The sequence below is a fragment of the uncultured Nitrosomonas sp. genome (genome assembly GCF_902826915.1).
Lineage (GTDB): Bacteria > Pseudomonadota > Gammaproteobacteria > Burkholderiales > Nitrosomonadaceae > Nitrosomonas.
Map to the genome: position 1 here is coordinate 1 of NZ_CADEGP010000046.1, position 20,734 is coordinate 20,734.

General features: G+C 45.0%; 20 protein-coding genes and 1 pseudogene. 6 read left to right on the forward strand and 15 right to left on the reverse strand.

Annotated features, from left to right (window positions below; translation table 11 throughout):
* Positions 1-10: 10 nt before the first annotated feature.
* Positions 11-820, forward strand: a complete 810-nt coding sequence (locus tag QZV86_RS09140) for a methane monooxygenase/ammonia monooxygenase subunit C (protein ID WP_295626757.1) — start codon at positions 11-13, stop codon at positions 818-820.
* Between the two features lie 234 nt (positions 821-1,054).
* Positions 1,055-1,609, forward strand: a complete 555-nt coding sequence (locus QZV86_RS09145) for a hypothetical protein (protein ID WP_295626680.1) — start codon at positions 1,055-1,057, stop codon at positions 1,607-1,609.
* An 88-nt stretch (positions 1,610-1,697) separates the two neighbouring features.
* Here QZV86_RS09145 and QZV86_RS09150 read toward each other — a convergent pair whose 3' ends face one another.
* Positions 1,698-2,243 (reverse strand): YMGG-like glycine zipper-containing protein, encoded by a 546-nt coding sequence (locus QZV86_RS09150; RefSeq protein WP_295626683.1) that lies wholly within the window; start codon positions 2,241-2,243, stop codon positions 1,698-1,700.
* Positions 2,244-2,257: 14 nt separating this feature from the next.
* A complete protein-coding gene (locus tag QZV86_RS09155) occupies positions 2,258-2,668 on the reverse strand; it encodes a hypothetical protein (RefSeq protein ID WP_295626686.1) in 411 nt (136 codons plus the stop codon).
* Between the two features lie 312 nt (positions 2,669-2,980).
* Here QZV86_RS09155 and QZV86_RS09160 point away from each other — a divergent pair, with 312 nt between their 5' ends.
* Complete coding sequence (locus tag QZV86_RS09160) at positions 2,981-3,967, forward strand: malate dehydrogenase (protein ID WP_295626689.1); 987 nt, start codon at positions 2,981-2,983, stop codon at positions 3,965-3,967.
* Between the two features lie 28 nt (positions 3,968-3,995).
* On the opposite strand, the gene QZV86_RS09165 is transcribed toward QZV86_RS09160, so the two are convergent.
* Positions 3,996-5,270, reverse strand: coding sequence for a lytic murein transglycosylase (locus QZV86_RS09165; RefSeq protein WP_295626693.1), 1,275 nt, complete (start codon positions 5,268-5,270; stop codon positions 3,996-3,998).
* A gap of 2 nt (positions 5,271-5,272) precedes the next feature.
* The gene (gene fur, locus QZV86_RS09170) at positions 5,273-5,713 is read right to left on the reverse strand and encodes a ferric iron uptake transcriptional regulator (protein WP_292920413.1); all 441 of its coding nucleotides are present in this window, start codon (positions 5,711-5,713) and stop codon (positions 5,273-5,275) included.
* Positions 5,714-5,788: 75 nt separating this feature from the next.
* On the opposite strand from fur, the gene bamE reads away from it, so the two are divergent.
* Genes bamE through QZV86_RS09185 form a run of 3 tightly spaced genes read left to right on the forward strand, consistent with a single transcriptional unit; the run spans position 5,789 to position 7,862 of the window.
* On the forward strand, positions 5,789-6,190 hold the full coding sequence (gene bamE / locus QZV86_RS09175; RefSeq protein WP_295626695.1) for an outer membrane protein assembly factor BamE: 402 nt from the start codon (positions 5,789-5,791) through the stop codon (positions 6,188-6,190).
* A gap of 52 nt (positions 6,191-6,242) precedes the next feature.
* On the forward strand, positions 6,243-7,049 hold the full coding sequence (dapB, locus tag QZV86_RS09180; RefSeq protein ID WP_295626698.1) for a 4-hydroxy-tetrahydrodipicolinate reductase: 807 nt from the start codon (positions 6,243-6,245) through the stop codon (positions 7,047-7,049).
* 9 nt (positions 7,050-7,058) lie between these two features.
* Positions 7,059-7,862: a symmetrical bis(5'-nucleosyl)-tetraphosphatase gene (locus QZV86_RS09185; RefSeq protein WP_295626702.1), complete on the forward strand. Its 804-nt coding sequence runs from the start codon at positions 7,059-7,061 to the stop codon at positions 7,860-7,862.
* On the opposite strand, the gene QZV86_RS09190 is transcribed toward QZV86_RS09185, so the two are convergent.
* The 11 genes and pseudogenes from QZV86_RS09190 to QZV86_RS09240 all read right to left on the reverse strand — a co-directional run.
* A complete protein-coding gene (locus QZV86_RS09190; protein ID WP_295626705.1) occupies positions 7,813-8,607 on the reverse strand; it encodes a 1-acyl-sn-glycerol-3-phosphate acyltransferase in 795 nt (264 codons plus the stop codon). The genes QZV86_RS09185 and QZV86_RS09190 overlap by 50 nt on opposite strands.
* Before the next feature lie 530 nt (positions 8,608-9,137).
* Positions 9,138-9,545, reverse strand: coding sequence for a universal stress protein (locus QZV86_RS09195; RefSeq protein WP_295626708.1), 408 nt, complete (start codon positions 9,543-9,545; stop codon positions 9,138-9,140).
* 68 nt (positions 9,546-9,613) lie between these two features.
* The gene (locus tag QZV86_RS09200) at positions 9,614-10,987 is read right to left on the reverse strand and encodes a SulP family inorganic anion transporter (RefSeq protein WP_295626711.1); all 1,374 of its coding nucleotides are present in this window, start codon (positions 10,985-10,987) and stop codon (positions 9,614-9,616) included.
* 340 nt (positions 10,988-11,327) lie between these two features.
* Positions 11,328-12,602, reverse strand: a complete 1,275-nt coding sequence (locus QZV86_RS09205) for a HAMP domain-containing sensor histidine kinase (RefSeq protein WP_295626714.1) — start codon at positions 12,600-12,602, stop codon at positions 11,328-11,330.
* On the reverse strand, positions 12,583-13,272 hold the full coding sequence (locus QZV86_RS09210) for a response regulator transcription factor (protein WP_295626718.1): 690 nt from the start codon (positions 13,270-13,272) through the stop codon (positions 12,583-12,585). Before QZV86_RS09210 ends, QZV86_RS09205 begins: the two co-directional genes overlap by 20 nt.
* A gap of 29 nt (positions 13,273-13,301) precedes the next feature.
* Positions 13,302-14,375 carry a uroporphyrinogen decarboxylase gene (hemE, locus tag QZV86_RS09215; protein WP_295626721.1) on the reverse strand — a complete coding sequence of 358 codons (1,074 nt, stop codon included), beginning with the start codon at positions 14,373-14,375 and terminating at the stop codon, positions 13,302-13,304.
* 313 nt (positions 14,376-14,688) lie between these two features.
* Entirely contained in the window at positions 14,689-15,810 is a 1,122-nt protein-coding gene (locus QZV86_RS09220) for a deoxyguanosinetriphosphate triphosphohydrolase (RefSeq protein WP_295626745.1), read from the reverse strand.
* A complete protein-coding gene (gene aroB / locus QZV86_RS09225) occupies positions 15,803-16,903 on the reverse strand; it encodes a 3-dehydroquinate synthase (protein ID WP_295626760.1) in 1,101 nt (366 codons plus the stop codon). The genes QZV86_RS09220 and aroB overlap by 8 nt, the downstream gene beginning before the upstream one ends.
* 60 nt (positions 16,904-16,963) lie before the next feature.
* A pseudogene (locus tag QZV86_RS09230) lies at positions 16,964-17,533 on the reverse strand (shikimate kinase); the annotation flags it as partial.
* Between the two features lie 246 nt (positions 17,534-17,779).
* Positions 17,780-18,844: a TIGR03032 family protein gene (locus QZV86_RS09235; RefSeq protein WP_295626748.1), complete on the reverse strand. Its 1,065-nt coding sequence runs from the start codon at positions 18,842-18,844 to the stop codon at positions 17,780-17,782.
* A gap of 152 nt (positions 18,845-18,996) precedes the next feature.
* A partial coding sequence (locus QZV86_RS09240) for an FG-GAP-like repeat-containing protein (RefSeq protein ID WP_295626751.1) occupies positions 18,997-20,734 on the reverse strand: 1,738 nt, incomplete at its 5' end.

Genomic DNA, 20,734 nt, shown 5'->3' on the forward strand with positions numbered 1-20,734 from the left:
GGAGGATATGATGGCAACAACCTATGGCACAACTAGCGGCGCAGCGAGCGCCAACTATGACATGTCGCTGTGGTATGACTCGAAATATTACAAGATAGGCATGTTAACGATGCTTTTGGTAGCGATATTTTGGATTTGGTACCAAAGGACATTTGCATATTCACACGGTATGGACTCGATGGAGCCGGAATTTGACAAGGTATGGATGGGACTGTGGCGCGTGCACATGACTCTGATGCCTTTGTTTGCGTTGGTAACGTGGGGCTGGATACTGAAGACCCGTGACACCAAGGAACAGCTGGACAATCTGGACACCAAGCTTGAGATCAAACGTTATTTTTACTGGATGATGTGGCTGGGTGTATATTTGTTTGGTGTTTACTGGGGCGGTAGTTTCTTTACCGAACAAGATGCATCCTGGCACCAAGTGATTATACGTGACACAAGCTTTACGCCAAGTCACGTGGTGGTGTTTTATGGCTCATTCCCGATGTACATTGTCTGCGGTATAGCATCATACCTGTACGCGATGACCCGTTTGCCACTGTATAGTCGTGGCACATCATTTCCGTTGGTAATGGCGATTGCAGGCCCATTGATGATTCTGCCGAACGTTGGATTGAATGAATGGGGACATGCATTCTGGTTTATGGAAGAACTGTTTAGCGCGCCCTTGCACTGGGGTTTTGTGATTCTGGGCTGGGCAGGTTTATTTTCAGGTGGTATTGCAGCACAGATTATCACCCGTTACTCTAACCTGACTGATGTAACCTGGAACAACGCAAGCAGAGATATTCTGAACAATCGCATCATTCCCTAGTCTTATTTATTTGTAGCAATTGCTCCTCGGTCAGTTTCAAGTGATCGGGGAACAACAGATTTTTGGAAAACATTTCCGAGCACGTCGAAACAAGGCAAAAATAGGCAAAGGAAACCTATCGATTATTACCTAATAGATGAGCATTTTTACTTCGCTTCTAAAACAACGAGACCTGTTGAAGGGTACAAAAATATTCAAATAAATTATTGATCAATAAGTGTAGGAGTTTATAGGATGAGACAAATCATAAAAATTTGGACTTCAATTGCCATACTCACCGCAGTATTCTATTCGGGTTTAGCCGCCGCTCACGGCAAAGTATCCTTAGAATCCGATATTTGCATGCGTAATATTTCTGGCAGCATGGTACATCTGAGTACTTATCAACCTCAACACGACCCAGAAGCAGAATACTGCACTGAAATTCCCAATGAAGGCGAAACCTTATGGGTGCTGGATCTTGTCGATCAAGCGCTGCGTGATATGCCGATTGCTATTAAAATCGTAAGAGGTACCGGTCAAGCATTAAGCGATACCATAACAACTTTATACTCGAATAATCATTCAGATGGAGTCATCAAAGGCGAATTTAACTTGGATGAAGGGCAATATACCCTATTTGTAACAGGAGAAGGGGTACCCCCCTTGCAGTATGAGTATCCATTGCGGATAAAGATGACAAATTATCAGGAAGCTTTCTTTACTGCCATACCCTATATCATCGCATTTTTGTTGATTGCGTTGTTTACAGATAAGCTACTAAAGCGGCGTCAAATTAAGCAGCAGTGATACCTATTACCAACTTTTGTTTCAGGGAGGTATCAGCGGTTTGCGCATCACTCAGTGATCACAAGCCGCTGACTAAATGGAAAAAGAATTAGCGTAAAGGTGGAGGTGGCGGGCTACCGGGCGGTGGTGGTGGCGGAACAAAATTTTCTGATGCTGGCGCAGCTATCCTGCTGACAGTATTTCTACCTGATGGACTATTCATGATCCTGCCATCGACAGGAACGCTATGCCCTTTGGCATACATACACTGCACATAACCATTGTCATATCTCTGTTGGCTAGCATAACCTGAAGCTGTTGCATTACTTGATCCAAGCACGCTGCCGAATAAAAGGCCGATTCCAGCCCCGATTGCCGCGCCATGACCACCCCCTAAAATTGCGCCCGCAGCAGCACCGAGCCCACTGCCCAACGCTGCATTCTCAATACCGCTCATCCGGGATGCGGTTCGCGGCGTATAACCTTCGACTTGTTCATACGCATACTGTTTGCATACATATTCATCAGACCGAAACTGATCAAAGTTTTTACCAGAGCCTGGCAACGCCATTACGCTGGGACCGGTTGGTAAATGAACGCACGCCCCCAGAAACCCGGCAATCACAATGACAATCAAATTTCTCAGCATTAACATATAACCTCTCTACATTATTCCATTGTTGATTGTGGGGCCACTTGTATCCAACCACCAGGACAACTTTCGACATTTGGATAGTAACCTGCCGGGCTCTGACAATAGTGCCAGTAATTAGCTTGTGGCTGAGCCGAAGGCTGTTCACGCTGAACATAGACGGGTGGAATAACCGGAACCACAGGTCTTGGTACATACCTAGCGCGCGGCATCATAAACATTGAATTAGCAGGATAACCATAAGAGCGAAATTGATAGAGTCCTGGCCCATAAAAACCGGAATTGTATCCGCCAATATTGATGCCGAAATTTAAATGACCATGATGATGATGCCTATGGCCGTAGTGCCCTCCGCGAGCCCAAGCAACATCACTTAAGACAATACTCAGCAAAACAATGATCAAACAATTCGAATAAAAACTTTTCATCTGGCCACCTTGTGGGTTTGTTCTTTAAATTGTATTAAATAAGAGCTGAATGGATGCTGAATGCTTGAAAAAACTCCTAATTGGATAAAACGTTGGTACGCATTTGGCCAGACAGCCTCAGCACCCAGCCGCACTTTCGAGCCGGGTATCATGAATAGCATTTTGATCTGCAATCAATGTCCTAACAAAATACCTTATTATTAAACACGCTGGCTCTTTCGCCAGACACTGATTGCAAGTATAATTTGCTCACTATTCCCCATATACCGCCAATTCTCCAGTCTATTGGTGGCTTCTCGAGGATTGGAAAAAATGAAATCGCCTATTCGTATTGCTGTCACCGGCGCAACCGGACAAATTTGTTATAGCCTGCTATATCGCATTGCAGCCGGCGACATGCTGGGCAAAGATCAGCCTATTATTCTGCAATTACATGATATTACTGAAGCGCAGCCTTTTTTTGACGGCATCGTCATGGAATTGTACGACTGCGCTTTTCCGCTACTAGCGGGGATCATCACCACTGACAATCCTGAAGTTGCGTTCGAGGACGCAGATATTGCCCTGTTGGTAGGCGCGCGGCCGCGTGGAGAGAATATGGAACGCAAGGATCTTCTTGCAGCCAACGGCCCCATATTCATTGCACAAGGGAAAGCACTCAATGCTGTTGCCAAGCGGAATGTTAAAGTATTAGTTGTTGGCAACCCGGCCAACACGAATGCTTATATTGCTTTAAGAAATGCACCTGATCTTGATCCAGAAAATTTTTCTGCAATGCTAAGATTGGATCACAATCGCGCATTGTCGCAAGTTGCGCTGAAGCTTGGAGTGCCTGTATCAGATGTTAAACGAATGATCGTTTGGGGGAATCATTCGAACACACAGTTCCCTGATCTAAGTCACGCCATAGTGAAGAACAACAAAGTTTCCTCATTAATAAACGATTCTGCATGGATAGAAAATCACTTTGTCCCAGTGGTACAAAAACGTGGCGCAGCAATTATCGATGCGCGCCGTGGCAAATCGAGCGCAGCTAGCGCAGCCAACGCCATTATCAATCATATGCAAGATTGGATTTTTGGTACGCGAGAAGGCGATTGGGTCTCGATGGGCGTATCTTCGAATGGATGCTATGGCATCCCGAGCGGAATTATCTACAGTTTTCCTGTCACTTGCCAAAACGGTCAGTACACAATCATTGAGAACTTGGAAACAAATCAATCAGATCAAACAAAAATGCAACAAAGCTATCAAGAATTAATTACGGAACAAGAAGCCATTAAACATCTTCTGGCCTAGAAACCAGACAATCCGTTATTAATGGTTTCTAACGAGATGCCATGCTGGCCGCCTGACGAATCGCAGCTAACAAAACCATGTCCAAATGCCCGTCAGCGATACGCTGTGTTCTCTGCTGAAAATGACTGATTGCCTTACGAGTAGCTGAACCCAATATACCATCGGCTTCACCTGCATCAATACCTAATGTCAATAAGTCCATCTGAAGCTGTCGTACTTGTTCGCGAGATATTTTATCTGTATCAGCCGGAGGCATACGACGCAATGCAGCGGCACCAGCAATACGATCCGCCAAATGGCCAACTGACAATGCGTAAAACTCTGAACGATTCCAACGCATGATGACGTGAAAATTCTTTGAAACCAAAAAAGCCGGCCCCTGATGACCGGAAGGTACGAGCAAAGCAAATTTTTGCTCACTCGGTGTTATAGGTGCTCCAGAAGCTGTGGTAACGCCTAACTTCACCCATTCTGCCAGACTTAACATATGATCGCGCCCAGCTAGCGCATAATCAAATGATGATGGCAATCGGACTTCCTGCCCCCAATCCAGTCCAGGCGTCCAGCCCGATTGTCGCAAGAAGTTTGCAGCAGACCCCATAGCATCTGGAATACTTCCCCATAAATCACGACGCCCATCGCCATCGACATCTTTGGCATAGCTTAAGAAAGTCGAGGGCATGAATTGCATATGGCCCATGGCGCCCGCCCAGGAACCGATCATCCGCTCCTGAGAAATATCCCCTGCATCCAGAATTCGCATCGCATTGAGTAGTTCCCGTGTAAAAAAGGCACTTCGACGCGGATCACAAGCTAATGTAGCCAACGAATCGGTTACTGACCAATCACCAAAATATCCACCGTAATTAGTTTCCAATCCCCAGAATGAGATCAAATATTGCGCCGGAATACCCGTTTCTAATTGAATTCTTTCTAATAAGGTGCGGTATTGCGTCAATAATGCTCGACCACGTTGAACACGTTCATCACTGATGCGCGTATTAAAGTAACCAGCGAATGTTTGCGTAAATTCAGGCTGGCGCCGATCCAGTTCAATCACACGAGGAATGTGCTTGACCTTATCCAAAACTTGATTGACGGTTCTATCTGAAATGCTTTCGGATCTCGCCAAAACCTTCATTCTGGAAATACAATTCCCGAAACTGGCAATATCAGCATAAGCAGATGGCAAAGAAATCAACCCTGCTAACACAACAACAATACTTAAACAGAATTTCTTAAAAGCTGTACGTTGTGCCAAGAAGAATTTGATTAAGCTTAGTTGTGCGGTAATCGCAGACATAGTTATTTTTTATATGGGCAATTGAGTTTAATACAGTCGGCATAAAGTGATAGCGAATGTTCTTGCAGGGTAAATCCGCGTTCTTTTGCTATGTTTATTTGGCGTTTTTCTATTTCCGAATCGTAGAACTCTTCTACACGCCCACATTGCAGACAGACCAAGTGATCATGATGACCGTCTCCCTTTAATTCAAATACCGCTTTACCGCTTTCAAAGTGATGTCGCTCAAGTAGGCCGGCTTGTTCAAACTGCGTGAGCACACGATATACAGTCGCCAATCCGATATCCTCACCTTCATTGAGCAATTCTTTATAAACATCTTCAGCAGACAGATGCCGTACACTGCTTTGCTCAAATAAATTCAGTATCTTGAGCCTTGGCAACGTGGTTTTGAGACCCATATTCTTAAGATCTATACTTTTAAGACTGTCAGAGCTACTCATGGTTATTTCTATCCAGAAAATTATTTACTGTATCATATAGTGCTGTGTTCACTTTGAAAACATACTATTTATAAAATGGCTGTAAAATTTTCTGCATTGCTTGTTTTCCTTTTATTTACTGGATGTTCATTCCTTCCTCATATTCTATACAAAATTGATGTTCAGCAAGGCAATGTTGTTTCAGATGAAATGCTGGAAACACTAACTCTAGGCATGACTAAATCCCAAGTACTCTTTGTCATGGGCTCTCCACTGATCGTTGATGCTTTCCGCGAGAATCGATGGGATTATGTTTATTTAATGCGAGAAAAAGGTGACTTGTCCGAGCATAAACGATTAACCCTATTTTTTGAAAACGATACTTTAATCAATATCGAAAATTATATGCAATTTTCGCAAGAAACCACAAAAACTAAACCAGTCGAGAATAACTCTGATAATAATGAAACCAAGTCGGATGACGAAGTAAAGTTATAACTCGATAAAATTAGCTATTGATTAATAAACTCAGGACCATTGCAGGAAACAAATGAAAATTCAGAGAATTGCGATCGCCGGCTGCTCCGGACGCATGGGTCGCACACTGCTAGAAGCCGTCACACAGGCACCGGATATGCGATTAACAGCTGCATTGGAAAGGGCAGGCAGTCCTTACCTGAACAAGGATGCAGGGGAATTAATAGGAACACACTGCGATGTCCCAATTGTCAGTGATTTTGCAAGCGCTTTAACGGATTGTGATCATCTGATTGACTTCACCCGACCCGAAGGCACTTTAGCGCACCTTTCTATTTGTCGGAAAATCGGGGTAAAAATGGTGATTGGAACAACCGGTTTCTCAACCGAAGAAAAAGATCAGCTCAAAACAGCCACAAAAGACATTGCCATTGTATTTGCACCCAACATGAGTGTCGGCGTGAATGTCACATTCAAATTACTGGAAATTGCCACTAAGGCACTGAATGAAGGCTATGATATTGAAATAATCGAAGCGCATCATAGACATAAAGTCGATGCGCCATCCGGCACCGCTTTGCGCATGGGAGAGGTGATCGCGCAAACTTTACAAAAGGATTTGAGTGCAGTAGCAGTTTACGGCCGTGAAGGCATCACTGGTGAAAGAAATCCGGAAACCATTGGTTTTTCAACCATTCGCGCGGGGGACATTGTAGGTGATCATACTGCGATGTTTGCCGGTATCGGTGAACGCGTCGAAATTTCTCACAAAGCCAGCAGCCGCATGACTTTCGCCATGGGTGCATTACGCGCAGCGCGTTTCCTGATTGACAAACCCAACGGATTGTACGATATGCAAGATGTGCTGAACTTACGTTAATACCCTGTTATGGCAACCTATGCAATGGGTGACTTACAAGGCTGCTTTGCCGACTTTCAACGGCTGATCGATTTGATCCGGTTTGATCCCGCACAGGACAAACTTTGGTTAGTGGGAGACATCGTTAATCGCGGCCCTGATTCATTGCCATTATTGCGTTATATTAAACAAGCCGGTGACACCATACTGATGATATTGGGCAATCATGATTTACACCTATTAACGGTTGCCGCAGGAAAGACAAAGAAATACTCCAATGACACTATCCAACCGATTCTTGACGCACCAGACCGGGAAGAATTGCTGCACTGGTTGCGACACCAAAAATTATTTCATTCCGAGGGTCAATATGCCATGGTGCATGCAGGCCTGTTACCGTCCTGGTCAATTTCACAAGCAAAGCAGTTAGCTCGTGAAGTCGAAAATGCCTTGCAACAAGACAATTCTCAGGAGCTGTTTTCCTCGATGTACGGCAACGAACCCGATTACTGGCAAGACGAATGGACGGATTATATGCGCTTGCGGATTATTATTAACGCCATGACACGAATGCGCGTATGCACGTTAGAAGGTAAAATGAATTTTACCTATAAAGGAAATTTACAATCCATTCCATCCGGCTATTTTCCATGGTTTAACGTACCCCATCGGGCCAGTCAGGATAGCACTATTATTTGTGGTCACTGGTCAGCACTAGGATTGCACATGACGGACAATTTGATTGCATTGGATACGGGCTGCGTTTGGGGCGGACAACTAACCGCTATTCGTCTCGAAGATCGGAAAGTTTTCCAACTTCCTTGTGCACAATAGGCAACGACAAGGTATCGGCAATTGCTTGCTCTGATAAGCGCGCCAACTCGCGACGATTCTTCGTGCCGCACGAAATCGGCGAATTAAAAGTCAGCTCTGCATCAATTCGTGTCTGACTTAGTATTTGCTGCAAAGACAGAACCAGCGATGGCTCTAGGTATGCTGCTTCTTGGCAAATTTCGCCTGTATTATTACGATATCGAATGGCGACAGGATACAGCAATGCATCGGTTATCACCGCTGACTGCAGTAGCGACGCATGAAAATGATTGAGTCGAGTACCGTCCGATGTCGTACCCTCAGGAAATACGGTAACTCGTTCTCCCCTCTCCATTGCTTCACTGATTTGTTGATTGATGCGCAAGGTATCAGCACGTTTTGCACGCTCGATAAACAGCGTACCGACATTTCTACTCATTCGGCCTAAAATCGGCCATCGGTTGATTTCCGCCTTGGCCACAAAGCGAGTTGGACAAGCCGCCATCAATACACAAACATCCAACCAAGAAACATGATTAGCCGCCATCAGTACGCATGGAATCTCCACCGTAGGCAATCTTCCATAGCATTGCAGCCTGATTTCAAGTATAGACAATAAACCACTGGCCCAGCGTTGCATCATTTTGCGTTGAATAGGTAAAGGAAAATAGGAATACACCAGCGATTGCAATAAACCTAAGGCAACATGCAACAGTAAGCGCGTCAGACGAATAAAGCGCAATAAAATCGGGGTATTTTTTTTCATGAAATAAACTGAACCGGGATATCGAAATCGTAGATTTCAAGCAAGCCTACAATACCAAACACGTATCAGGGCACTGTGTAGATGAAGCGAGACAAGTAATCGAACTGACTGACCTGAGAAAAAATTATTCGGCGCTGACAGAGGAGCACCATAGGATTACACGACCGCCGGCATGTTCTATCTTTATACGTTATAAGAAGGCTATGTCGAACTAACTGTTGAATGCAAGTTTCACAAACCAGATAAAATCCTTATCAATCGCAGATACGAGCATTTCTTACAGCTGACCATAATACTCGTTAGAATTAAATGACCACTGAAATTTCAACAGTTAACTCGACACAGAACCCAAAAAATTTGGATTCTCATGTGAGATACGCCGCAGAAAAAGCTCTCAAGCCTTAACTAACCAGATTTTGAAAGTATGAGGCCAGTCAACTAAAAACAGCTTAATCACTTTATTCCAGGTATCTCATAGAGAATCAAATCAAGAAGAGATCATAAAATATCGATCTCTTCAATACAACATATTAACTTTCCGGCCGGACCAGTAATATAGAAGATTCTACTTTACTGACTAATTGCTCAGCGACCGAACCAACAACGAAACGCTCAAGACCACGCCGATTAGCCGTTCCGACAACCAACAAATCAACGCTCTCTTCTTTAACAGCAGCGGAAATCACTTCAGAAATACCATTTAAGCCATATGTCAGGTCAGCTAGCAGCAAATGTGTCTCAATCGATAATCCGTCCACTGAATTCCTTGCCTGATCTAATACATGATTGCCTGCTTGCCTACCGGCATCAGTGTCCTCCGTTATTACATGAACAATGCTCAAACCAGCATTATATGAGTTAGCTATATTCTGCGCTTCCTCTAATGCATTCTGCGCAGTTTTGCTGCCGTCGACAGCAACCATAATTCTTTTGTACATAAACTCTCCTTCTGTAGTGTTTTTACGCTAAAGAACAGTCCGCTACGTCTGTTCTTTGGCCGCGTTTATTAAACGATATTGCTGCTATCTTTCTTAAGATTTTCAAAGTATCTCTTGATAACAGATTTTCCAGGCATTTGGTCATGTTTAGTATAAACCAGATAATGAACGATAGCATGTATTGCCATAGCTATTAACAAGCCTTCAAAAATACCAACCTTATAAACCAAACCACCACATATGAGTGCAAGCATTAGTGCATAAGGCCCATAATGGGTGACATGCACCAATCCCGCGATCATTTTATACCCGGTGAACACCATGATGCTTGCCAATGCGAACTTGGGCAGAAAATCGAGATATTCAATATTAAACAAAAAGAAGGTTACTACTGAACCGATAATCAGCACAGAGAACTTGGTATATGCGCCGGCCAGTTTGTTGGTTGTGCTCTTTGCCAGACCATCAAGATTAGTCATACCACCAAAGAAACTAGATCCAAGGTTAGCAATCCAGATAGCCAACAAGCTGTTATTGCTATTACATTTACGCTTAAGCGGATCAATCTTCTCAATGGCAGCATTGCTCATGACTTGTTCAATCACATCAATAACCGCCAACATAAGACAGAATAAAAACATATAGAACAGCATCAGCACAGTTGTACCTGCCTCTGGTAATGGCCAGGCAAGTGCAAGCTCTACATCTTCTACATGGATCATCGGCACGGGCACTACTTGAGCCAGTATCACACCACCAATGATCAATACAAAATATGGCACGGCGGGTTGTTTGTCTTTAAATTTGGAAAAAAGATACACAAAACCTACGAAACCAATTAAGGATATTAAAGACATCTGTATCCGCGCAGCATTCCAGAATTCTTCTGTGACGGCTTCCTCCGGTATCTCGTAGGAAAACTCAAAGAACCGCATGAGAATCTTCAGACCCACGCCGGCTAGTAATCCTTCTACCAGATAAACCGGCACAGCAATCAACAAATACCGTTGCCAATTAAATTTCCATATAACCGCCTGCATAACTGCTGTCAGCATGATACAAAAGGCCATATTCTGGATACCGAACGTAGCGACGCCTAAAGCCAACACAGGTGCCAGGCCAGCCGCAATACCTGGGGAACCAATATAATTACCAGGTCTAACCCAGGCATTAAGCCAGCCTATCAAACTGGCAAAAGCCACTGTAGCGAGCCCCACCTTGATTGGATAATCAGACATCATGGCAATACCAATGGATAATGGAATTGCCATCGCACCGGTAATCAAACCAGCCGCAGTATCGCGAAAAAAATATTGGGCTTGAAATGCTGCTGAACCAGATACTACAGCCGGCCCAGCATCATGGACCGCCTGATTGCCTGGTGAGGCGTTATTAACTTCATTAGCGCTTGATGAAGTTTTATTTTCTGTTTCTGAACTCATATATAACTATCTCCCTCAATGTTTTAAATATCTATTTTGTCAATGACAAAAAAATTTAACATATCGCCGTGAAGATTTCGTGAAGTAAAAGAGCATTTTTTAACCAAAGTCCGCCGGGGTTGTCCTGAAAGTTACCACCTACAGACCCGGAACAGCTTAATAGGAATCTTTACAAAGCTCTCCAGCTCATTGATAAAGAATGATGAAAAATTGATGTTTTAGGTTTAAAACGATTGACCGTGTTAGATTACAGTAATTCTTCCTCAACGGCCTTAATTGAGGTTTTTTAAAATCATTCGTGCCAGAGCAATCAGTCTCCCGGCATTTTACAAATCCCCGATCAATTGAGAGTGATATGAAAAGTTGTACCTTTGCCAGGCGTGCTATCTACCTCGATCAACCAACCATAGTGATGGCAGATTCGTTTAACAATCGCGAGCCCGATACCCAGTCCCTCCCCTTGTTCAGAGCCACGAAAAAATCGCTCATAGAGTAAGGGCAAATACGCGGGTTCTATTCCAATACCTGAATCTGAAATGGATAATCGACGATTGTTAAACTCAACACGGATAAAACCACTTTCAGTATATTGCACTGCGTTTCGAAGCAGATTCAGTAATGCCGTATGTAGCGCCTGACGATTGACTATAATTGTCACTGAAGGCGCTATGTTCACTTCAAATTTTAGTTTCTTCCGATAAATTTCGGAACATATGGGTTCAACTGCATCAAAAACACATTCAGCCACTGCAACAGGCTCGGTAACACCTAGCCCCTGTTCGCGCGCCAGAAACAATAAAGCTTGCAATTGCTCGCCCATACGCGTGGCGGCTGACTCGATCATTTTTATCCGATAATGCGCTCTAGTCGGTAATTCGGGTGTTGCGACCAACAATTCACAACTGGTGAGAATAGTAGTAATTGGCGTTCTTAATTCATGACTGACATTGGCAGTGAATTCCTGTTCGCGTTGCAACATGCGTTTAATTCGACTCTGATAATCATCCAATGCATGAGCAAGTTGCGCAACTTCTTCATCCATATCCGGTTGCGCCAACAATCCTGTTTGGGCATTATCTGTAGCCAACTGACTGACCCTCTCCGCCAAATCAGTAACCTGTTTAACCAGCACCCCAGCTAACAGGTAACCCACCAAAAAAGCAATGGCAACAACAATAAACCATGAAATTAGAATGGTCAGTCTAAGTTTGCTCAAACGCTGCTGATGCAGCGCAATTCGATAAGCAACAAGAAATTTTACCTCATCGATCACACGTACACGAATATAGTAATTTTCAAGACCATAGTAAACACGATGATAGCCCGAACTAAACCCACGCAAATAAACAGGGATCTGCAGCTCATCATCCATGCCGTGAATCACATAGCTTTTAAGATTTGAACCGACCTGAGAAATAAAATCCGAATGGATTTGATAGCGCTGAACAAGATGGTCCATTTCCATCTCAATGACTTGCTCAATATGCGCCTCTTCAATATCATCAGAAACAAAATAAAGAATAATGCACAACGTACCGACAATAAAAATGCTAAATGTTGATAGCGCTACCGCAACACGATAGCGCAGGCTATGTTCATTTGGAAATCTGAGCACGAGATGTCAAGCAATAACCAAGACCATGAACCGTTTCGATTGGATCGTAACCGCCCGCCTTGGTTAAAGCACGCCGTAAAATATGCATGTGACTACGCAGTGTATCACTGGTTTCCTGGACATCGTTCCAAGCTTCTAACTCAAGTTCCTCGCGACTGAATACCTTGCCTGGCTCACTCATCATCAACGATAGTAAGCGTATACACTTAGGTGGAAGCTTCACATTCGTGTTCTCAAAGCGAATAGACAATGTTTTAGGGTCAAAAATAAGCTTATCGAATTCTAATGTGCGATTCGCAACTTTGCCGAGATGCCTTTTATGCAACGCTAATAAACGCGCTTCCACTTCTTTTAATGCAAATGGTTTAATAAGATAGTCATCTGCTCCCTGTTCAAAACCTGCCAGTTTATCCTCCAGCGTATCACGTGCGGTCAGCATCAAAATAGGCGTATCAACCTGTGATTCCTGACGTAGCTTCCGACACAATGTCATGCCATTCATACTCGGCAACCCCAAGTCAAGCAAAATTGCATCAAATCGCTGCGTCACCGCCAAATGCAGCCCCGCAACCCCATTCGCGGCAGCGTCGGCAGTGTGTCCTCTTGATTCCAGAAAATCATAAAGATTGGCTGCAATCGCTAAATCATCCTCAATAATCAAAATATGCATAATCTTTTCCAGCAACGACTCAAATCAACTTAAACGCTCTCCAAGTGAAATTTACGACTCAACGTATGTACCGCTTCTACCAAGGCTGCTGCGTTCTCTGGTGGGGTAAATTGAGAAATGCCATGTCCCAAATTAAACACATGACCACTTCCAGCACCATAGCTCAGCAGTATCTTCTCAACTTCCGTAGTAATGATCTCTGGTGACGCAAACAACACCGAAGGATCAAGGTTTCCCTGCAAAGCAACTTTATCTCCAACCCGCCGACGCGCTTCTCCGATATCGATTGTCCAATCCAACCCTACGGCATCACAACCAATATCAGCAATGGCTTCCAGCCACAAACCGCCACCTTTGGTGAAAACAATCCTCGGAATACGCATGCCATCATGCTCTCGTTTTAATCCGGCAATAATCTGCTGCATATAGCGCAAGGAGAATTCCTGATAGGCCGCATGGGAAAGCGCCCCACCCCAAGTATCAAAAATCATGACTATCTGCGCACCCGATTCGATTTGTGCATTCAAATAAGCGGTCACAGCCTTTGCATTCACATCCAGAATATGATGCAACAGTTCAGGACGCTGGTACAACATTGTCTTAATTTCACGAAACTCGGTTCCACCACGCCCTTCCACCATGTAGCAAGCCAGCGTAAACGGACTGCCGGAAAAACCAATCAGGGGAACTCGATTATCCAACGCTTTGCGGATCTCCGACACTGCATCCATCACATAACGCAATTCCTTGTTTGGGTCGGGGATCTTTAACGCACGGATCTCCTTCTCCTCTCGTAGTGGACGCTCAAACATCGGGCCTTCGCCCTGAGCAAAATATAATCCCAACCCCATGGCGTCAGGGATGGTGAGAATATCTGAAAATAATATGGCCGCATCCAAAGGAAAACGCGCAAGCGGTTGCATGGTTACTTCCGTTGCGAATCCGGGATTTTTACATAAAGCAAGGAAATTCCCCGCGCGCGCGCGCGTTGCATTATATTCTGCAAGATATCTGCCTGCCTGACGCATTAACCAGACCGGTGTATATTCAACAGGTTGTTTCAGCAATGCGCGTAATAATGTATCATTTTTTAGTGTTGTCATTAATAAGTCTAACTCTTATTGTTATTTTAAATAGGCAATTCCATTAACAGGTTGTTGAAAAACGCTTCCAAGGAAGCCGACAAAGACGAAACGGGCACAAAAAATATTCCACGCCGAACCAATGAACATTTTGAGTCTGTTTTTAACGCAGTAACAACATTGCAGATGGTTTTTCAACAGCCTGATAAAGATTCACCTCTACCAATCAACAATATTACCAGCGAACGGCCATTACGTATATCGCCAAACCAGTATTAATGAACCCGGCGACTTGCATAAAAACTGACTTTCGTATCCATCAATCGGTACCAGCTTAGTTTTCAACAATAGCGAACAAGCGTTGATATTCTTTGATGGCATACCGATCAGTCATCCCGGCAATATAATCAGCAATGGCCTGATGCCCCTCTTGATCAAATTTTTTCTGATATTGCGTAGGTAGTAATTTTGTTTCCGAGCTAAAAGCTGTAAATAGCTTTTCTATGGTATGGTGAGCTTTGGAACTCATGCGTACCACACGAAAATGCCGGTAAAGGTTATCGAGCAAAAATTTCTTCAATTCCTGCTGCTGTTTTTTTATTTGCTGGCTAAAACCGATGAGTGGCGACGCTATATGCACAGTAGCCAAGCTATCAACTTTTGCCTCTTTAATATTACGCGTACTTTGCTGAATGAGATCAGTCACCAACGTGTTGATCATACCGCGCACAGTTTCATAAACCATACGGCGTTCAGGTAGTGCCGGATGTTTCTCTTTGACTTGTTCTAGATGATGCGAAAAAATTGCCACACCTTCCAATTGCCCCAATGTAATTAATCCCGAACGTAGCCCATCATCCACATCATGATTATTGTAGGCAATTTCATCGGCAAAATTAGCCAACTGCGCTTCCAATGAAGGTCTCCTTCGCTGTAAAAATCGCTCACCAACAGCACCCAGTTTCTGCGCATTTTTTCTGGAGACATGCTTGAGTATACCCTCCCGGGTTTCATAGCAAAGATTAAGCCCGTCAAAAGCCGCATAACGCTCTTCAAGCACATCAACAACTCGCAGGGATTGCAGGTTATGCTCAAAACCACCATAATCGCGCATGCACTCATTCAATGCATCCTGGCCCGCATGGCCAAAAGGCGTATGCCCAAGATCGTGCGCCAGTGTAATTGCTTCCACCAGGTCTTCGTTCAAACCTAAATTTCTTGCGATGGAACGCCCTATCTGCGCAACTTCCAAACTATGCGTCAGGCGCGTGCGAAACAAATCCCCTTCATGATTAACAAATACCTGGGTTTTATATTCCAGCCGACGAAAGGCTGCAGAATGGATGATACGATCCCGATCGCGCTGAAACTCACTGCGACCGGATGGCAATTCTTCATCTAACTCACGCCCTCGAGAATTTTCACAAGAAACAGCATAAACAGCGAGTTCATTCATTTGACATACATGCCAGAATCGTTTCATTTAATATTGCCGGCGCGATATCCGCTCTCATCACCGCTTCACCTATCCGATTAAGCACGATAAAGCGTGATTTACCAGCTTCCACTTTCTTATCCAGAGTCATTAGCTGCAAGTATTTTTCCGTCGGCATTTTAGGCGCAAAAACGGGCAATTCCGCCTGCAACAAAATTCTTCGAATACGCTGAACATCAGCTTCATTAATTAGTTTCATGCGGCGCGATAATTCAGCTGCCATCACAGTTCCTGCTGCCACGGCTTCCCCATGCAACCAAACACCATATCCCATTCCATTTTCAATCGCATGGCCAAAGGTATGGCCCAAATTCAGCAACGCCCTGATTCCCTTTTCCTTCTCATCTGCAGCCACTATTTCCGCTTTGTTTTCGCAACTGCGTTGAATGGCTTCATTCAGTATCACAGGGTCACGCGCAAGCAAGCGATGCATATTTTGTTCCAGCCACTCAAAAAAAGCAGGATCGCGGATCAAGCCGTATTTTATGATCTCGGTAAGTCCAGCACGTAACTCTCTATCCGGCAAGGTATTTAAGGTTGCACTGTCGGTCAACACCATACGCGGCTGATAAAAAGCACCGATCATATTCTTACCCGATGGATGATTGATCCCGGTTTTTCCGCCCACGGAAGAATCCACCTGCGCCAGCAATGTTGTCGGTATCTGAATAAAGGGCACACCGCGCAAATAAGTCGCCGCCGCAAAACCGGACAGATCACCGATCACTCCCCCACCCAGCGCCAATATTGTGGTATTCCGCTCGCAATGATTTTCCAGTAGCGCATCAAAAATTAAATTTAAAGTTTCCCAGTTTTTGTGCGCCTCACCATCTGGAAGGATAATTGGAACGGAACTCACGCCTTTTTCTTCCAATGCGGCACGCAACTTATTCAGGTAAAAAGGCGCTATGGTTGTATTACTTACGATAGCTACTCGCTTTTGCGGCAAACAGGAAACGATCAAGTCAACTTGTTGCAAAATTCCATAACCTATATGTATCGGATAACTGCGCTTCTCCGATGAAGGGGTAAAATCGACCGCAATGGTCTGCATGGCATTTCCACGATTGTTCTGCATGATTGTATTGAAATCTATAGATATTAATTTGTTTATCAGTTTCTGTACCAGAAAACGAACCCCTTGTTTGCCGCTGTCAATGATGACATGCGCCGTTTCACGATATAGCGCATCCCGTTGCACATAGAGTTCATTCAATCGTGCATATAAGTTTTCAGTCGTTTGCAGCAATGGTCTATTTTTATCATGGCGGGTGCGTCGATATAAATCATTAACCGATGCACGCAAATAGATGACAATTCCACTTTGTCGCAATAACCGGCGGTTCTCTGCGCTCAATACTACACCCCCGCCAGTAGCCAGAATGATATTTCTCTGTTCTGACAATCCAGCCAAAACTTCCGATTCACGCTTACGAAAACCAGCCTCCCCCTCAATCTCAAAAATCACCGGAATCTTTACGCCAGTTCGCTTTTGAATCTCGTGATCGGAGTCAACAAAGACTTTGCATAGAGAACTCGACAATGCTTTACCAATCGTCGTTTTCCCGGCACCCATCATACCCACTAAAATTATATTGGTATCCCCCAATTTTTTCTGAATGGGTGGCAGCATTTTTGTCTTACTCGAATTCATATCCGCAATTGTAGCTGAAAACCCACACATTGCACGAGGCAAGCCGTTTGCAAGCAGCCCACAAACAGGGTGAATTCAGTATCTTGTGTTCAGAGGCTAGGATTGACATCAGGCGCTATGAATTGGAATCTTCACCAGAACCAGTGAAGAAATCATCTCATCGGTTTTAGTAATCTCACCTGCTGAAGCCAGTTTACGTTCAATCCTGCAATCCGGAAGCGTGTCGGATTTAAGCAATCGTAGCGAGCCAAGTGGAATAGCCTTAAGTCCGCCCCCCTAGGTCTCAACGCTCAATACCCGGCGAATCTCATCCGTCTTGAAACCCAGGGCCATGGGTCGGCGCACGCGAGGCAAAGTAACCACATCATACAACTCCTCAACCACGCCCTCGATACGCAACCAATGGACGATATCCCCGCTGCGCAAATCGATCACCTGAATGCCGCAACGCGCTTCTGCATTACGCGATTTAAGATGATCATCCAACGCCAAACCGCTGAATGTTTTATTCTCGCGCGGCTTGGATAAACCCACCAAAGCAAAATCACCATGAAAACTCAAACCACGCATATAGCCGGGGCAAAAGCACAACGGCTCAAAGCGCCCGGATGCAAGATCAACATATCCGAAATCCCCTGTACCGGAATTAAGCAACCACAATCTGCCATTATGCCAGCGCGGCGAATGCGGCATCGACAATCCCCCGCAAACGACTTCATTGCGCTGCACGTCGATGACAATACCACCACCAGCCCGATGCTCACGCCAACCATCGGCCACATCACATTGTCCGACCGCAGTCACATACGCCGGTTGTCCGTCTCTCATCGCTAGACCATTCAAATGACAACGATCTTCTGCTGCCAATTTACTGATAAAGAAAGGCTGCCAGAGTGGTTTAAAACTATGCGTTTCACTCAATGTCGCCACACAGCCAAACAACGTATTGACAAACACCAACCGGCCATCGCTATCCACCGCCATGTCGTGTATATCCAGGTCGCCCGTGGTATAGCCCATCTGCGGCACATACAGCCGATCAAAACCATCCTGCTGCTGTCCCGCCTCGAATACATTCTCAAACCGCCACACCTGATACAAACTGCTCATGTACAAACCATTCGGCGTCGCGCATAAACCCATGCAGCGGTTAAAACTGCGCTCAAAAACCGAAAGCCCATTGTCAGGCTTGAGACCGATAAAATACAGCTTGCCCACCTGGTAGGTAGTGAAAGTGATGGATAATCTCTGCTCTGCAAGCCAAGACAACATCTGGCGGGAAGTGCTCATTTCCAGCATCGGAGCAGGCGCAGGAGCAGGTGTAGTCTCGTTAGTATCCATTCATATCCTGATGTTTAAATTTATAGTTTGAGAACCATCAATCTTAATAAAACCGAGCGTTTTGAAAAACCTTTCAAAGGCAGTCAATACAAGACAAAGAACACCGTTTATGCATCATACATGAACATTCTGTATCTATTTCCAACACCCTGTCAAATCACCGGAAAATCCGTCGTCACATCCACCCCGATCAGCAACACAGCCTCACCTTGCGTATAAGTATGAAAATTACCGTGAACGCCGCCATCGGCCCAGCCGCTGCTCAGCCCAACCACGCTATCTCCAGTGTTGCCTTTAACCTTGAGAGTATTCGTCTCACCCGATAGATCAATGACATCCTGCGCGGTCAAGGTCAGCATGTTGTCACCCGTACCATATAAAGCAATGGTCTCAATGCCGTGAATGTTATCGATCACATTGGACAGATCGAGATTGTATCCGCTGCCGGACAATCCCAGCGTATCGGTACCTGAACCGCCGTCAACAAACAAAAAGTCATCGCCCAATATGCGAATGTAATCGTTACCCGCACCGCCATCGAACGAATCCGCGCCACCACGGCCGATCATGCGGTCATTGCCATCACCACCCTCAAAGCTCTCCGCCGCTTTGGTGCCGGTGAAAATATCATCACCAGACGTGCCGAAGAAATCTACCCCGCTTCCGGTAAAATCGCTTCTGCCAAATACGATATAGCTGGAACCGGAATCATCACCGTTCGGATTAGCATTGTATTTACCGACAATCACATCATCAAAACCATCTCCATTGACATCCCCTGCACTACTGACGGAAGGTGCATAATTACTACCACCCTTCAGGCGAAAACCGCTACTGCCACCAAGACCGGATAGATTCATCACCGCATCAAAACCGGATGCGCGCCCAAATACTATGTAGGCAAAATTATCGTAACCAGGGGTACCGACAATCACATCATCAAAACCGTCACCGTTGACGTCCCCAGCACCGCTGACTGACCAACCTGAAGCATCGCTAATCAGGCGGAAACCATTGCTACCATCAAGAGCAGACAAATTCATCGTCGCATCAAAACCGGATGCTTTACCGAATACCACGTAATTGGAACTGGAATTAGAGCCAAACGGATCGACTCGATCAGCACCGACAATCACATCATCAAAGCCATCGCCATTGACATCCCCCGCACTGCTCACAGAGTGGCCCGAACGATCATATTTTGCTCCACCATTCAAGCGGAAACCGTTACTACCATCCAAACTGGATAAATTCATCGTCGCATCAAATCCAGATGCTTTACCGAATACCACGTAACTGGAACCGGAATCATTACCGTTCGAGTCAGAAAAAGGAGCACCAACAATCACATCATCAAAACCATCCCCGTTGACGTCTCCCGCACTGCTCACAGAACGTCCTGAATAATCAGACGGTTCACCATCCAGACGGAAACCGTTACTACCATCAAGAACAGACAAATTCATCGCTGCGTCAAAGCCAGATGCGCGCCCAAATACCACGTAGCTGGAACCGGAAGAATTACCATTAGCACCGCGAGCACCGACAATCACATCATCAAAACCATCGCCATTGACGTCTCCAGCACTGCTCACAGAACGTCCTGAATCATCATAGGCTGCTTCACCATCCAGGCGAAAACCATTGCTGCCATCAAGAGCAGACAAATTCATCGCCGCGTCAAAGCCAAATGCGCGCCCAAATACCACGTAACTGGAACCGGAAGAATTACCATTCGAGTCAGCACTAGGAGCGCCAACAATCACATCATCAAAACTATCGCCATTGACATCCCCCGCACTGCTCACAGAGCGACCTAAATTATCATACGCTGCTTCACCATCCAGACGGAAACCGTTACTACCATCAAGAACAGACAAATTCATCGCT